Source organism: Pseudomonas sp. R11-23-07, from assembly GCF_003852295.1.
In the GTDB taxonomy this organism is placed as follows: Bacteria; Pseudomonadota; Gammaproteobacteria; order Pseudomonadales; family Pseudomonadaceae; genus Aquipseudomonas.
In genome coordinates this window covers 1,939,695-1,953,838 of sequence record NZ_CP027761.1, presented here as the reverse complement: position 1 = coordinate 1,953,838, position 14,144 = coordinate 1,939,695, and the positions used below count along the sequence as shown (strand labels likewise).

Genomic DNA, 14,144 nt, shown 5'->3' with positions numbered 1-14,144 from the left:
CATGGGCGACCCGTCACGGATGACCCTCCCTGTCGTTTCAAGGCTGTGGCGCAAAGGCTTGCTGCTGGCGTGCCTGCTGTTCACGAGGCCCGTGTGGAGCGCGGAAATCCTGCTGACCGCCGCCGAGGACGGTGCCGGCGTCCAAGCCTTTACCCAGGCCCTCGCGCAGCAGCGCCCCGAAGACCATGTCTCCTTCACCCTGCTGCAAAACCTGCCGGCGCCGAGCCAGTTGCCCGCCACTACCCGCCTGATCCTGCTCGACCTGCCCGGCCTCGACTGGCGCTTGCAGGACAGCCAGGGCCCGTCGACCCTGGTGCTGCGCATCAGCCGTCTGCAAGCCCAGCAACGCCTGGGCGGCGCTCACCCGGCAAAAATCAGCCTGTTGTGGAGCGATCCGCCGCTGACGCGCCAGTTGCGCCTGATCGCCAGCATCTTGCCCCAGGCCCGGCGCATCGGTGTGCTTTACGGTGCCGACAGCGAATTCCTGCTGCCCGAGCTACACCGATACGCGGCGCCGCTGGGCCTGGAAATCGTGCCGCAACGCTGGGACAACACCAATGACAGCCGCCCCCTGCAAGCCCTGTTCAAGAACAGTGACGTGCTGCTGGGCCTGGACGATCCGCAACTGTACAACCCTAAAACCGCCAAGAACCTGTTATTGAGCAGCTATGCCCAGCAATTGCCGTTGGTGGGGCCCAATGCCGGGTTTGTCCGCGCAGGGAGCCTGGCCAGCACCTACAGCGACCAGCCTGACTGGCTCGCGGTACTCGATCGGCTGCTGGACCACCCGCCTGCCAACTGGCCGCGCACGTTCTACCCGGAACATTTCAAAGTGGTGGGCAACCCGCAAGTCGCGCGCTCACTGGGCATCGAACAGGTCGACGAAGCTGCCGTCGCCGCCCGCTTGGCCGAAGGAGACAGACGCCCATGACCTTGCGCCGTCGCTGGGACATCAACACCCGCACCCAGCTCATTACCCTGGGGCCCGCGCTGTTGCTGACCTTGCTGTTGATCAGCTTCTTTACCTTCGTGCGTATCCAGGACTTGCGCCAGGAACTGGACCACACCGGCCAGTTGATCGCCAACCAACTGGCGCCGGCCACCGAGTACGGCGTTATTTCCGGCAACAACGAGGTGCTCGACACCCTGCTGCGCGCGACGCTGGCCACCCCCCACGTGCGCTTCCTGGAGATTCAGGACAGCGCCGAGAACATTCTGGTGTACGTCGAGCAGCCGTCGGAGAAACACGACCGCTCACTGTCGGTGAAGGTGTTCCAGGCACCGATCCGCTTGCAACATATCCAGTTGGGCAATGACTTTTTCCAGGACAACCTCAACGAACCAACAGCGCCGCGCGCGGATTACCTGGGCCGAGTGATCGTCGGGATGTCCAACGATGCGTTCAGCCAGCGCCAGCAGGAAATTCTATTCAAGGCCGGCATCCTGGCGCTGTTCGCGCTGTTGTTCACCTGCCTGCTGGCGCGACGCCTGGCCGCCAGCCTGTCGCAGCCGATCAGCGCCATGGGGAATGCGGTGAAGGCCATCCAGCAGGGCGACTACAAGACACCGCTGCCGATTGTCGATGACTCCGAACTGGGCGATCTGGCGCGGCACATCAACAACCTGGCCGCCGGCCTCAACCAGGCCAGCCGTGAACAGCAGCAGGCCATGGCCCAGCTGATCCAGACCCGCGAAGAAGCCGAGCGCGCGAACAATGCCAAGTCGGACTTCCTGGCGATGATGAGCCATGAGCTGCGCACGCCCATGAATGGCGTGCTGGGCATGCTGCAACTGCTGGAAACCACCGAGATGACCGAAGAGCAGGCCGAGTACGCGGCGCTGGCCTCCGAGTCCACCGAGCACCTGCTCAAGGTGATCAACGACATCCTCGACTTTTCACGTATCGAGCGGGCCGCGTTGGAGCTGGAACATATTTCCTTCAACCTGGCCGAGCTGATCAGCAGTTGCGCCCAGGCGTTCCAGCACAGTGCGCAGCAACGCGGGCTGGCCCTGGAGCTGCCGATTCCATCGGGCATGGAAGCCCTGCGGGTGCGCGGTGATCCGACCCGTATCCGGCAGATTCTGGTGAACCTGATCGGCAATGCCTTGAAGTTCACCGAGCACGGCACGGTACACGTGCAGCCCCACTGGCAAACCCTGGACCATGAACTGGTGTGGTTCACCTGCACCGTGCGCGACAGTGGTATCGGCATTTCCGCCGAGCGCCTGGAGTTAATGTTCGACGCGTTCCAGCAAGCCGACAGTTCCATTTCAAGACGTTACGGCGGCACCGGCCTCGGCCTGCCGATTGCCCGTACGCTGGCCGAACGCATGGGTGGCACCCTGCGCGCCCAGAGCGAAGAAGGCCGGGGTTCGGTGTTCACCCTGGAAATTCCGCTGGCTATCGATCAACAGAGCCTGCCCGCCATCGCCCCGGACGCCGTGGGTAAAACCAGTGCAGGCGACGGGCGGCATATACTGCTGGTGGAAGACAACCCGGTTAATCGTACCGTGGTCGAAGCCATGCTGCGCAGCCTGGGCTTCGAAGTCAGCCTGGCCACCGATGGCGCCGAGGCGATCCGCAGCGCCGAAAGCCTGATCTTCACGGCCATCCTGATGGACTGCCGCCTGCCATTGATCGACGGCTACGAGGCCACCCGGCGCATCCGCCAGCTGCCGGGCTGCGCCGATCTGCCGATTATCGCCCTGACCGCCAACGCCTTGCAGGGCGACCGCGAAGCCTGCCTCGCTGCTGGAATGAACGATTACCTGGCCAAACCGTTCAAACGCACGGATTTGCAGCAAATCCTTCAGCGCTGGGTGAACTAGCTGTGGCGTTCAAGCCAAGTCCGACTGGCGTGGAAGACGAAAGTGCGGCAGTCTTAGGCACCCGAACGGGCCGATAAACAGGTCCGGTTTAACATTTCAGTGAACAAGTGTACATTGAGTACCTTGACGCTGTGACTTTCACTACAACGCAATAGTCTATGTGTAGGCTACCGCTATGAGGCATGAACGCTTCATTCGGTTCGGGAAGATTTGCCCTACCCTGCCGCATGGGATTATTGAGGAGCTCGCATGACCAAACAAAACGCCTTTACTCGGGAAGACCTGCTGCGCTGCAGTCGCGGTGAGCTGTTCGGCCCAGGTAACGCGCAACTGCCCGCCCCGAACATGCTGATGGTGGATCGCATCACCCATATCAGCGAAGAGGGTGGCAAGTACGGCAAAGGTGAATTGGTCGCCGAGCTGGATATCACCCCTGACCTGTGGTTCTTCGCCTGCCACTTCGAAGGAGACCCGGTGATGCCGGGCTGCCTGGGCCTCGATGCCATGTGGCAACTGGTCGGCTTCTACCTGGGCTGGCAAGGCCTTCCGGGTCGCGGTCGCGCCCTGGGTTCGGGCGAAGTGAAGTTCTTTGGCCAGGTCCTGCCGACCGCCAAGAAAGTCACCTACAACATTCAAATCAAGCGCGTCCTCAAGGGCAAGCTGAACCTGGCCATCGCCGACGGTTCGGTGACTGTCGACGGTCGCGAGATCTATACTGCCGAAGGCCTTCGGGTCGGCGTATTCACTTCCACTGACAACTTTTAAGGGTTATCCGCATGCGCCGCGTCGTTATCACTGGTCTGGGCATCGTTTCTTGCCTGGGCAATGACAAAGAGACCGTCACCGCTAACCTGCGTGCAAGTCGCCCTGGCATCCGCTTCAACCCGGAATATGCCGAAATGGGTCTGCGTAGCCAGGTTTCCGGCTCCATTGACCTGCCCCTCGAAGAACTGATCGATCGCAAGATCTATCGCTTCGTCGGCCACGCTGCCGCCTACGCCTACCTGGCCATGAAAGACGCGATCGCCGACTCCGGCCTGAGCGAAGACCAGGTGTCGAACGTACGTACCGGCCTGATCGCCGGCTCCGGCGGCGCATCCACCCTGAACCAGATGGAAGCGCTGGACATCCTGCGCGAAAAAGGCGTGAAACGCGTTGGCCCGTACCGTGTCACGCGGACCATGGGCAGCACAGTTTCGGCTTGCCTGGCCACGCCGTTCCAGATCAAGGGTGTCAACTACTCGATCTCCTCGGCCTGCGCCACCAGCGCCCACTGCATCGGCACTGCCGTTGAGCAGATTCAACTGGGCAAGCAGGACATCGTATTCGCCGGCGGCGGTGAAGAAGAACATTGGAGCCAGTCGTTCCTGTTCGACGCCATGGGCGCGCTGTCCACCCAGTACAACGAAACCCCGGAAAAGGCCTCCCGCGCCTACGACGCCAAGCGTGACGGTTTCGTCATCGCCGGCGGTGGCGGCATGGTCGTGGTCGAGGAACTGGAACACGCCCTGGCCCGTGGCGCCAAGATCTACGCGGAAATCGTCGGCTACGGTGCGACATCCGACGGCTACGACATGGTTGCGCCAAGCGGTGAAGGCGCCATCCGTTGCATGCAGATGGCGATGTCCACCGTGGACACCCCGATCGACTACCTGAACACCCACGGCACTTCGACTCCGGTCGGCGACGCCAAGGAAATGGAAGGCGTACGTGCGGTATTCGGGGACAAGGCGCCGAAAATCAGCTCCACCAAGAGCCTGTCGGGTCACTCCCTGGGCGCCGCTGGCGTTCACGAAGCGATCTACTGCCTGCTGATGATGGAAGGCAACTTCATGGCCGGTTCGGCCAACATCGACGAGATCGACCCGGTCGTCGCCGATATGCCGATCCTGACCAAGACCGTTGAAGATGTAAAAATCGACACCGTGATGAGCAACAGCTTCGGCTTTGGTGGCACTAACGCCACCCTGGTGCTGAAACGCTGGCAGGGCAAGTAAGGCCTGTAGCTTGATCCAATGAAAAGCCCCGACTGGTTCGGGGCTTTTTTATGGGCCATTGAATGAGACCGGGTCACCTGCATCGGGGGCAAGCCCCCTCCCACATTTTGGTCGCGGGGCGTCAGTTAGAGAGGCTTCGGCTCCTGAGCCGTCACAGGTTCAGGAGCGTGCCAAAATTGTGTAGATACCTATGCCCCGATAGGGCCACCTCAGCCCCAGCCCTACACAAAAACCGCGCCACCGCTGTACGTTAACGGCGTCTTACGTCATTACACAAAACCAAAACCCGCTATCAGTGCGCTCCCTCATCGCGAGGCGACTTGGGCAGAATGGCCAAAAAGTTATCCCGCGCGACCTTGTGGGCAACGTCTTCAGGCAATGCATCAAGGAAGGGATCAAAGCGGCGCATTTCCTTACCCAGCTTGTTGAAGCGTCCTACCACGTCAGAGCCCAGCATAAAGCGATCCGGGAAACGCTCTACCAGCTTGACCCACTCCGGCCGGGGCTTTCCGGCATCATCCAGCAAATACGGGGTAAGCATGCTCCACGATAGGTCGATATACAGGTTGGGGTAGGTTTCCAGCAGGCGATTCAAGGTGGGCAGCAAGAACTCCATTTGCACCTGATGGCGATGGATTTCCTTGCTGGTGCCGGCGTGGGCCCAGATAAAACGCGTGTGCGGATGGTTGCGCAGCGGCTGCTCGATTTCGGCCAGGTACAACGGGTTGCGCTCGCGCTTGGAGGTGATGTTGGAGTGCACCATCACCGGCAGGTCGTTCTCCGCCGCCAAGTGATAGATGCGCGTCATGGCTTCGTTGTTGGCACGTGGTGTGTCACCCGAGGTCAGCGCGGTGAGGTCGTCGTGGCGGGTAAACACCTCGCCTATGCCCTGCCACAGCCCCGGGTTGAGGTCGAGCATGCGCTGGATGTGGGCAGCGGAGTTCTTGTCGTTTGGATTGAAACCGGCCAGGAACGGATGAAAGTGCTGGCGCTGTTCGGGGGTCAGCTTATTGACCGCAGCGGCGACGATCACATCGGTGGCGCTGTACCAATAGGCATCGGCGTCATCGCCTGCGTAATAGCGCGGACGCTTGGGTTCGTCCTCATGCCATTTCTTGGCCACGGGAATGCCGGAAATCATCACATGGTCGATGCGATTCTCCGCCATGACCCTGAGCAGCTTGGCCATGCCTGCGGTTTCCTGGAAAAAATCCACGTAATGCAGGTGCGCATCGCTGTAGGCATACTCGCGAGCCTGCGCGGCAAGGCTGCTGGCGGCGAGCATCAGGGCAAAACTCACACGGGTCCAGAGCACGGTGATACCTCGATAGGGGCTGATACGGGTAGACCCTACGCCACGCATCAGGGTTCAGCACGGACAAAAACCTGGAACGCCCCACCGTCGGCATGTTCTATTACTGCATGACCGTCATCCACAGCCTTGTGAGGTTCGCCATGCCTGTTACCGTCAATACGTTGAACGCTGAGAATTTCCGTCACAGCGTCGCTATCAACAACCACGAGCTGTTTACCGACCTGCCCAAGAGCCTGGGAGGTGACGATTCAGCGCCATCTCCCCATGATTACTTCGATGCTGCGCTGGCATCGTGCAAGGCCTTGACCGTCAGGCTCTATGCGCAGAAGAAAGACATTCCGCTCACCGGCGTGACGGTAGAAGTTACCCACGACGCCGCCGAAGAGCAAAAAGGTAAGTACAGGCTCAACGTCAAGCTGACCCTCAAGGGCGTGCTCACCGATGCTCAGCGCGATGAGTTGCACCGTGTCGCCGACAAGTGCCCGGTGCACAAACTGATGACCACCGCCGAAGTCAGCATCGAGACCACACTTTCGGAAGGCGCCTTCAGCCAATAACGCCAACTTTGTCCGAGCGGGTTATGCTCAGCGTCATCCAACCCGCTCAGACAGGGATGCCCCCATGACCACGCTCACCGTGATCCGCCCTCGCCCCGAAGATGTCGAGGGCCAGCCTATCCTGCGCCCACTGCCCTCGCGTGAATGTCGCAGCGTCGGGCCTTTCGTGTTTTTCGACCATATGCTGCCGACCCGTTACGCGCCGGGCAGCGGGATGAATATCCGCCAGCATCCCCATATCGGGCTGTCGACCCTCACCTATCTGTTCGAAGGCACCTTGCAGCACAAAGACAGCCTGGGCTCGGACCAAGTGGTGCAGGCCGGCGAGGTCAGCTGGATGACTGCCGGCAGCGCGATTGCCCACGTCGAGCGCACGCCCGAGGCGGTCAAGGCCAGTGGTTTTACGCTGCATGGGCTGCAAGTGTGGCTGGCATCGCCCAAGCACCACGAAACCGGGCCGGGCCACTACAGCCATCATCCGGCGGCCAGTTTGCCGGTCAGCGATAACCTGGGCGTGCAGGTGCGCCTGATCGCCGGCAGCGGGTTCTGTCTCAAGTCGCCCGTACCGGTGCTGTCGCCCACGCTGTACGCCGACGTGCGCATGCAGACGGCCACTACCCTGCTGATTCCGGATGAGCACGAGGAGCGCGCGGTGTATGTACTGGAGGGTGAGGCGCAGTTGGACGGTGAGGTTCTGGAGGTACGCAGCCTGGTGGTCTTACCGACTGGACAGGAGATGACCCTGTCTGCCGAGAGTGCCTGCCACCTGGTGATACTTGGCGGCGCGCCGCTGGATGGGCCACGGCGGATCAACTGGAACTTTGTGGCGAGCGACCCGGCGGTGATTGAACAGGCGCGGCAGCGATGGGCGGCTGGGGATTGGCCGACGGTGCCGGGGGAGTCTGAAAGGATTGAGTTGCCTGTTAGATAGTCATCGGGGGCAAGTCGAATCGTCGCACCGCCCCTCCCACATTTGCACTGTATTCACAATCCAAGTGTGGGAGGGGGCTTGCCCCCGATAGCGTCCGAACAGACACTAAAAAATCAGCCCTTGAACACCTCATCCAGCAAGTTATGCATCGACCGGAACGCCCGCGCTGCGGTCTTGGCGTCATACATCATCTTGCCCGGCACATTGGCTTCGGGGTCGGTAAAGGAATGCACCGCGCCACCGTAGCTGAGCAATTGCCAATCCACACCCGCCGCGTTCATTTCATCTTCGAACGCCGGCAGTTGTTCTTTCGGTACCAGCGGGTCCGAGGCGCCGTGCAGCACCAGCACTGAACCCTTGATGTTCTTCGCATCTGCGGGGTTCGGTGTGTCGAGGGTGCCATGGAACGATACCGCCGCTTTCAACGGCGCACCGGTACGGGCCAGCTCCAGGGAGCAGCAGCCACCGAAGCAGAAGCCGAAGGTCGCCAGTTTCGACGTATCCACAGCCGCTTCAGTCTGGCTTTGCAGCTGTTCGAAGGCGGCTTGCATACGCTTGTTCAGCAAGGCACGGTCGTTCTTCAGCGGCATCATCGCCGCACCGGCCTCATCGCCGTTCGAAGGGCGCACGGTTTGCCCATAGAGGTCGGCGATCAACACCACATAGCCGTGGCCGGCCACGCTCTTGGCGATCTCTTCGGCCCCTGCGCTCACGCCCATCCAGTTCGGCGCCATCAACAGCCCCGGCAGCGGGCCTTTGTGGGTCGCATCGAACGCCAAGCGGCTTTCATAAGTCTGGCCATCAATCTGATAGACCACGGAACGTAGTGTGACTTGGCTCATGATTCACTCCAGTTGAGGTGCGCTAAAACGAAAAAACCCGCCGAAGCGGGTTTTTCTACAACGGTGTTAAACCGACAGTTCAACCAACAGCTTGTTCAGTCGGCGCACATAGGCGGCCGGGTCTTTCAGGCTGTCGCCAGCGGCCAGGGCCGCCTGATCAAAGAGGATGTGCGACAGGTCGCCAAAACGCTCTTCGCTCTGCTCACCGTCGAGCTTCTCGATCAGCGGGTGCGCCGGGTTGAATTCGAAGATCGGCTTGGAATCCGGAACCTTCTGACCGCTGGCTTCGAGGATCTGACGCATCTGCATGCCCAGGTCCTGCTCGCCGATGGCCAGGATCGCCGGCGAATCGGTCAGACGATGGGAAACCCGCACTTCGCTGACGGCTTCACCCAGGGACGCCTTGATGCGCTCAACCAGGCCTTCTTTGGACTTGGCGACTTCTTCAGCGGCTTTCTTGTCTTCCTCGGAATCCAGGTTGCCCAGGTCCAGGTCGCCACGCGCCACGTCCACAAACGACTTGCCGGCGAATTCGGTGAGGTAGCTCATCAGCCACTCATCGATACGGTCGGTCAGCAGCAGCACTTCGATGCCTTTCTTGCGGAAGACTTCCAGGTGCGGGCTGTTTTTAACCTGAGCGTAGGTTTCACCGGTGAGGTAGTAGATCTTGTCCTGACCTTCCTTGGCGCGTGCCAGGTAGTCGGCCAGCGACACAACCTGTTCACCGTCTTCACCTTGAGTCGAGGCAAAACGCAGCAGGCCGGCGATTTTTTCCTTGTTGGCGAAATCTTCTGCCGGACCTTCTTTCATGACCTGGCCGAAGTTTTTCCAGAAGCCCTTGTATTTCTCAGGCTCGTTCTTCGCCAGTTTTTCCAGCATGTCGAGTACGCGCTTGGTCAACGCCGACTTCATGGAGTCGATGATCGGGTCTTTTTGCAGGATCTCACGCGACACGTTCAGCGACAGGTCGTTGGAGTCGACCACACCCTTGATGAAGCGCAGGTACAGCGGCAGGAACGATTCCGCCTGGTCCATCACGAACACACGCTGTACGTAAAGCTTCAGCCCCTTCGGCGCTTCGCGCTGGTACAAGTCGAACGGCGCACGGGCCGGCACGTAGAGCAGCGAGCTGTATTCCAGCTTGCCTTCGACCTTGTTGTGGCTCCAGCTCAGCGGGTTCTCGTAATCGTGGCCGATGTGCTTGTAGAACTCCTGGTATTCCTCGTCCTTGATCTCGGTACGCGGACGGGTCCACAGGGCGCTGGCGCGGTTGACGGTTTCCCATTCGACGGCCGGTGCTTCTTCGCCTTCGGCAGCCGTCTGTTCTTTCGGCAGCTCGATCGGCAGGGCGATGTGGTCGGAATATTTCTTGATGATGTTGCGCAGGCGCCAGCCATCGGCGAATTCGTCTTCGCCATCTTTCAGGTGCAGCACGATACGGGTGCCACGGTCGGGCTTGTCGAGGGTGGCGATTTCAAACTCGCCCTCACCTTTGGAAGCCCAGTGCACACCTTCGCTGGCGTCAAGACCGGCGCGGCGGCTGAATACTTCTACCTTGTCGGCAACGATGAAAGCCGAATAGAAACCCACGCCGAATTGGCCGATCAGGTGAGAATCTTTTTTCTGGTCGCCCGACAGGTTCTTCATGAAGTCTGCGGTGCCGGATTTGGCGATGGTCCCCAGGTGGGTGATCGCATCGTCACGGCTCATGCCGATACCGTTGTCTTCGAGGGTGACGGTCTTGGCGTCCTTGTCGTAGCTCACACGGATTTTCAGTTCGGCGCCGCCTTCAAGCAACTCAGGCTTGGACAGGGCTTCGAAACGTAATTTGTCGACAGCGTCAGAGGCGTTCGAGATCAATTCGCGAAGGAAAATTTCCTTGTTGGAATACAGCGAATGGATCATGAGGTGCAGCAGCTGCTTCACCTCGGTCTGGAAGCCCAGGGTTTCCTTTTGAGTTTCCACACTCATGGTCATCAAACTCCAATTGGATGGCAATGGCCGCGCCCGAAAGGGTTGGCGGCGGGTTGTCATCAAAGTTGGGGGCTCCAACCTGGATTTCAAGGGCGCGGCGGTTCCTCGATCTTGAAATGTGCGCGAGCGGTGGCAATTGGTTCGGCTGGCGTGGTTTGCCAGGCGGTGATCGCCACGTTGGCGACACGCCGGCCCTGGCGCCACACCTGACAGGTGGCGTAGGTGTCGCGAAAATGGCCGCCGCGCAGGTAATCCAGGGAGAAGTCGATGATTTTCGGCAGGCCCGGGGCGCCGGTAAATACGAGCAAGTGCAACGCCGCTGACAGTTCCATGAAGCCGGCGATCACCCCGCCATGCAGCGCCGGCAATATAGGGTTACCAATGTTGTCCTTGTTGGCTGGCAGGCGAAACAGCAATTCGTCCCCTGAGCGCGAGCATTGGACGCCAATCAGCTTTGCGTAGGGAACCAGATCGAGCAGTGCCGCGTAATCGCCGCGCCCAAGCGCTTGCTCCAGGCCGGTCTTGAATCGATGACTCATGCTGGCAGCCCCTTGAGGTGCTTGCCCATGCGCATGAAGGTGCCTACTACATGGGCAATGGGCTGCTGCGGATCGTCCTGATAGGCCACGCCGCGGGTGAAGATCACATCGGTGGTTACCCGGTAGCATTGGGCGAAGCCATACACCGGTTTATGCGGCTCGGCGGGATGCATATAGTCGATGCGCAAATCCAGGGTCGGGCATACCTCGAACTCGGGCAGCACGCACAGGGTGGCCATGCCGCAGGCGGTGTCCATCAACGAAGTCAGCGCACCACCGTGGATGACGCCGGTGCGGGGATCACCGACGATATGCGCGCCGTAGGGCAACACCAGCGTCATGCCCTCCTCCGTCGCAGCATGGACCGTAATCCCCAGTACCAGGCAATGGCGAAGCGCCGAAGCAAAGCGAGTGGCGCGGTCTAACAAGGGGGTTTCGGTCATTGTTTTTAAATTCTTATTAGTGTGGGTGGGCCGGATAGGTAATAATTTGGAAAGTTCCTGGCGAAAAGCTTTATATATCTGTGGAACAAAAGGAACTAATGCTGGCCCCTTGAGTTCGAAAGGCCAGTAGATATCTTCAATAAGGAGAAACACCATGCGCAACACATTAGCTATTTCCATGATGCTGGCCGCTGCCCTCGGCCTGGCTGCCTGCGACAAGAAATCCGAAGACAAAGCCCAAGACGCCGCTGCACATTCTGAGCAAGCTCAGCAAGACATGGCGAAAGCACAGGATAAAGTGAACGACGCTGCGAAAGAAAACGCCGATGCTGCCAAAGCTCAGGCCGAATCGAACGCTGCCGCCGCGAAAGAAGCTGCACCTGCCGCACCTGCAGAGCCTGCCAAGCAGTAATTGCACGGTGTAAAGCTGTAGTGCTGCAAAAGATAGCCCGCTTATAAAGCGGGCTTTTCTTTGCCTGCTGTTTTATCCGGCGTTCAAGAGACGTTGTCTTTTGCCGGATCCGGGACGTGCATCTCCGTCGGGGTATACACCATCACCTGTAAAACGTCGGAATGGAACTCACGGCGGTATAGCACTAGTACCACCCCGCTGCTCATCAACATGAACAACCACGGGCTGACAAACCAGGCCAGCATGGTCATGCCGAAGTAATAAGCGCGCAGGCCAAAGTTGAACTGGTTGGCCGCCATCGAAATCACCCGCGCCGCCCGCAAGGCAAATGCATTGCGCTCCTGCTCCGACACATGCCGCTCACCAATCATCGGCGCCGAGCCCACCAGCACTGCGGCAAAGTTGTACTGACGCATGCACCAGCTGAAGGTGAAGAAGGCGTAGACGAACACCAGCGCCAGGCACAGCAACTTGATCTCCGACATACCCTGGGAGGCCTGCTGCACCATCGGGATATCCGCCAGCAGCGATACCGCCCGCTCGGAGGCGCCCAGCACGGTGAGGATGCCGGCGAGGATGATCAAGGTGCTGGAGGCGAAGAACGAGGCGTTCCGCTCCAGGTTACCGATCACGCTGGCGTCGGCGATGCGGTTATCGCGCAGCAACATGCGGCGCATCCAGTCTTCGCGATACAGATGCAACACGCTGGCCAGGCAGGCCGTGTCGCGGGCCTTCCAGGTGGCGTAACGGGTATAACCGCCCCAACACAGGATGAACCATAGGGCAGCAAGCAAGTGGACTTGATTGGTTTCGACAAACGACATGTGGGCCCTTGTTCACAGTTTCCATTTGAGAATTGAGTCACCTGTTCGACGCTAGCTCAAGCAAAAAGACACTGCATGACGCCCATAAAAAATGCCCCGTATCGATTGATACGGGGCATTTCAGTAACGCGTGAGTCCGGTATTAAGCGATGGCTTCGCTGCGTTTTCCCAGCATGCGATCCACCACCACCGCCACCACCAGGATCATCACCGATGGCACCAACCACGCCAGGCCCTGCTCGCTCAACGGCAGGTGCATCAGTTGCGACGGCATCCAATCCGCCAGGCCCGCGCCCTTGAGCGCATCGATGCAGCCAAAGATAAACGACACCAGCATGACCGGGCCAACGATACGGCCCTGCTCCTGCCAGAAATCCTTACAGAAGCTCAGGGCCACCAACACGATGCACGGCGGGTAGATCGCGGTGAGCACCGGGATGGAGAACGCGATCAGCTTGGTCAGGCCCAGGTTGGACACGAACAGCGAGAACAGCGCGAGGATCACCACCAGGGTCTTGTAGGACAGCGGCAGCACACGGCTGAAGTACTCGGCGCAGGCGCAGGTCAGGCCCACGGCGGTGACCAGGCACGCCAGGGAAATCAGCACCGCCAGGAAACCGCTGCCCAGTGAGCCGAAGGTATGTTGGACATAGGCGTGCAGCACCGCAGCGCCGTTACTGGCACCTGCGGCCACGGCATGGCTGCCCGAGCCGAGGCGGAACAGGCTGATGTACACCAGCGCCAGGCCCACGCCGGCAATCAGCCCGGCAATAATCGCGTAACGCGTGATCAGCTTGGGCGACTCCACGCCACGGGAGCGAATCGCGTTGACGATGACAATGCCAAATACCAGCGCACCCAGGGTATCCATGGTCAGGTAGCCATTGATAAAGCCCTGGGAGAATGGCGCGGCGACGTATTCCGGCGTGGCGACACCGACTTCACCGGCCGGCAAGGCAAACGCGGCGATGCCAAGGATGGCCAGGGCGATGATCTTCAGCGGCGCGAGGAAACGCCCCACGGTGTCCAGCAGGCGCCCTGGGTACAGCGACACGAAAAACACCACCAGGAAATACACCGAGCTGTACAGGAACAGCGCCAGCGGGCTTTCGCCGGTCAGCGGCGCCAGGCCCACTTCGAACGAAACGGTGGCGGTACGCGGCGTGGCGAACAGCGGCCCAACCGCCAGGTACGCCGCCGCCGCGAGCAGGCCGCCAGCGATCTTGCCGATCGGGCTGCTCAGCGCATCCATACCGCCGCCGACCTTGGCCAGTGCGATCACGGTGACGACCGGCAGGCCAACTGCGGTAATCAGGAACCCCAAGGCGGCCATCCAGACGTGTGGCCCGGACTGCAAGCCCACGATAGGCGGGAAGATGATGTTGCCGGCGCCCACGAACAGGGCAAAGGTCATAAAGCCCAACGCCAGGATATCCTGGCTTTTCAACACTTTCATTTGAGGAAATACCACACTACTGAAT

Annotated in this window: 14 protein-coding genes; 7 read left to right on the top strand and 7 right to left on the bottom strand. The window is 60.2% G+C overall.

Annotated features, from left to right (window positions below):
• Position 1: 1 nt before the first annotated feature.
• The 4 genes from C4J84_RS08975 (at position 2) to fabB (ending at position 4,826) form a co-directional block, all read left to right on the top strand.
• Positions 2-931 (top strand): ABC transporter substrate-binding protein, encoded by a 930-nt coding sequence (locus C4J84_RS08975; RefSeq protein ID WP_124435188.1) that lies wholly within the window; start codon positions 2-4, stop codon positions 929-931.
• Positions 928-2,829, top strand: a complete 1,902-nt coding sequence (locus tag C4J84_RS08970; RefSeq protein WP_124370179.1) for an ATP-binding protein — start codon at positions 928-930, stop codon at positions 2,827-2,829. Before C4J84_RS08975 ends, C4J84_RS08970 begins: the two co-directional genes overlap by 4 nt.
• A gap of 249 nt (positions 2,830-3,078) precedes the next feature.
• Positions 3,079-3,594: a 3-hydroxyacyl-[acyl-carrier-protein] dehydratase FabA gene (gene fabA, locus C4J84_RS08965; protein ID WP_003210552.1), complete on the top strand. Its 516-nt coding sequence runs from the start codon at positions 3,079-3,081 to the stop codon at positions 3,592-3,594.
• Positions 3,595-3,605: 11 nt separating this feature from the next.
• Positions 3,606-4,826 carry a beta-ketoacyl-ACP synthase I gene (gene fabB, locus C4J84_RS08960; protein ID WP_124366438.1) on the top strand — a complete coding sequence of 407 codons (1,221 nt, stop codon included), beginning with the start codon at positions 3,606-3,608 and terminating at the stop codon, positions 4,824-4,826.
• Positions 4,827-5,118: 292 nt separating this feature from the next.
• Here fabB and C4J84_RS08955 read toward each other — a convergent pair whose 3' ends face one another.
• Positions 5,119-6,111: an amidohydrolase family protein gene (locus C4J84_RS08955; protein ID WP_372238204.1), complete on the bottom strand. Its 993-nt coding sequence runs from the start codon at positions 6,109-6,111 to the stop codon at positions 5,119-5,121.
• A 170-nt stretch (positions 6,112-6,281) separates the two neighbouring features.
• On the opposite strand from C4J84_RS08955, the gene C4J84_RS08950 reads away from it, so the two are divergent.
• Positions 6,282-6,698: an OsmC family protein gene (locus tag C4J84_RS08950; RefSeq protein ID WP_124361989.1), complete on the top strand. Its 417-nt coding sequence runs from the start codon at positions 6,282-6,284 to the stop codon at positions 6,696-6,698.
• Between the two features lie 64 nt (positions 6,699-6,762).
• Complete coding sequence (locus tag C4J84_RS08945) at positions 6,763-7,629, top strand: pirin family protein (RefSeq protein ID WP_124370177.1); 867 nt, start codon at positions 6,763-6,765, stop codon at positions 7,627-7,629.
• A 113-nt stretch (positions 7,630-7,742) separates the two neighbouring features.
• Here the strand turns inward: C4J84_RS08945 and C4J84_RS08940 are convergent, their stop codons facing one another.
• The 4 genes from C4J84_RS08940 to C4J84_RS08925 all read right to left on the bottom strand — a co-directional run bounded on the left by C4J84_RS08940 (position 7,743) and on the right by C4J84_RS08925 (position 11,427).
• Complete coding sequence (locus tag C4J84_RS08940) at positions 7,743-8,471, bottom strand: dienelactone hydrolase family protein (protein ID WP_124370176.1); 729 nt, start codon at positions 8,469-8,471, stop codon at positions 7,743-7,745.
• A gap of 66 nt (positions 8,472-8,537) precedes the next feature.
• Positions 8,538-10,442 carry a molecular chaperone HtpG gene (htpG, locus tag C4J84_RS08935; protein WP_124435187.1) on the bottom strand — a complete coding sequence of 635 codons (1,905 nt, stop codon included), beginning with the start codon at positions 10,440-10,442 and terminating at the stop codon, positions 8,538-8,540.
• Between the two features lie 89 nt (positions 10,443-10,531).
• Positions 10,532-10,984 carry a PaaI family thioesterase gene (locus tag C4J84_RS08930; RefSeq protein ID WP_124435186.1) on the bottom strand — a complete coding sequence of 151 codons (453 nt, stop codon included), beginning with the start codon at positions 10,982-10,984 and terminating at the stop codon, positions 10,532-10,534.
• On the bottom strand, positions 10,981-11,427 hold the full coding sequence (locus tag C4J84_RS08925; protein ID WP_124435185.1) for a PaaI family thioesterase: 447 nt from the start codon (positions 11,425-11,427) through the stop codon (positions 10,981-10,983). The genes C4J84_RS08930 and C4J84_RS08925 overlap by 4 nt, the downstream gene beginning before the upstream one ends.
• A gap of 154 nt (positions 11,428-11,581) precedes the next feature.
• Here C4J84_RS08925 and C4J84_RS08920 point away from each other — a divergent pair, with 154 nt between their 5' ends.
• A complete protein-coding gene (locus tag C4J84_RS08920; RefSeq protein ID WP_124361983.1) occupies positions 11,582-11,839 on the top strand; it encodes a hypothetical protein in 258 nt (85 codons plus the stop codon).
• 83 nt (positions 11,840-11,922) lie between these two features.
• On the opposite strand, the gene C4J84_RS08915 is transcribed toward C4J84_RS08920, so the two are convergent.
• Both C4J84_RS08915 and brnQ read right to left on the bottom strand, forming a co-directional pair.
• Positions 11,923-12,663 (bottom strand): DUF599 domain-containing protein, encoded by a 741-nt coding sequence (locus tag C4J84_RS08915; protein ID WP_124403559.1) that lies wholly within the window; start codon positions 12,661-12,663, stop codon positions 11,923-11,925.
• 142 nt (positions 12,664-12,805) lie between these two features.
• Positions 12,806-14,119: a branched-chain amino acid transport system II carrier protein gene (gene brnQ / locus C4J84_RS08910; protein WP_124361981.1), complete on the bottom strand. Its 1,314-nt coding sequence runs from the start codon at positions 14,117-14,119 to the stop codon at positions 12,806-12,808.
• Positions 14,120-14,144 lie beyond the last annotated feature (25 nt).

Excerpts from the sequence above, each read along its gene's own strand:
- C4J84_RS08975 (WP_124435188.1), top strand. The coding sequence starts at position 2 with ATGGGCGACCCGTCACGGATGACCCTCCCTGTCGTTTCAAGGCTGTGG.
- C4J84_RS08970 (WP_124370179.1), top strand. The coding sequence starts at position 928 with ATGACCTTGCGCCGTCGCTGGGACATCAACACCCGCACCCAGCTCATT.
- fabA (WP_003210552.1), top strand. The coding sequence starts at position 3,079 with ATGACCAAACAAAACGCCTTTACTCGGGAAGACCTGCTGCGCTGCAGT.
- fabB (WP_124366438.1), top strand. The coding sequence starts at position 3,606 with ATGCGCCGCGTCGTTATCACTGGTCTGGGCATCGTTTCTTGCCTGGGC.
- C4J84_RS08955 (WP_372238204.1), bottom strand. The coding sequence starts at position 6,111 with ATGCTCGCCGCCAGCAGCCTTGCCGCGCAGGCTCGCGAGTATGCCTAC.
- C4J84_RS08950 (WP_124361989.1), top strand. The coding sequence starts at position 6,282 with ATGCCTGTTACCGTCAATACGTTGAACGCTGAGAATTTCCGTCACAGC.
- C4J84_RS08945 (WP_124370177.1), top strand. The coding sequence starts at position 6,763 with ATGACCACGCTCACCGTGATCCGCCCTCGCCCCGAAGATGTCGAGGGC.
- C4J84_RS08940 (WP_124370176.1), bottom strand. The coding sequence starts at position 8,471 with ATGAGCCAAGTCACACTACGTTCCGTGGTCTATCAGATTGATGGCCAG.
- htpG (WP_124435187.1), bottom strand. The coding sequence starts at position 10,442 with ATGAGTGTGGAAACTCAAAAGGAAACCCTGGGCTTCCAGACCGAGGTG.
- C4J84_RS08930 (WP_124435186.1), bottom strand. The coding sequence starts at position 10,984 with ATGAGTCATCGATTCAAGACCGGCCTGGAGCAAGCGCTTGGGCGCGGC.
- C4J84_RS08925 (WP_124435185.1), bottom strand. The coding sequence starts at position 11,427 with ATGACCGAAACCCCCTTGTTAGACCGCGCCACTCGCTTTGCTTCGGCG.
- C4J84_RS08920 (WP_124361983.1), top strand. The coding sequence starts at position 11,582 with ATGCGCAACACATTAGCTATTTCCATGATGCTGGCCGCTGCCCTCGGC.
- C4J84_RS08915 (WP_124403559.1), bottom strand. The coding sequence starts at position 12,663 with ATGTCGTTTGTCGAAACCAATCAAGTCCACTTGCTTGCTGCCCTATGG.
- brnQ (WP_124361981.1), bottom strand. The coding sequence starts at position 14,119 with ATGAAAGTGTTGAAAAGCCAGGATATCCTGGCGTTGGGCTTTATGACC.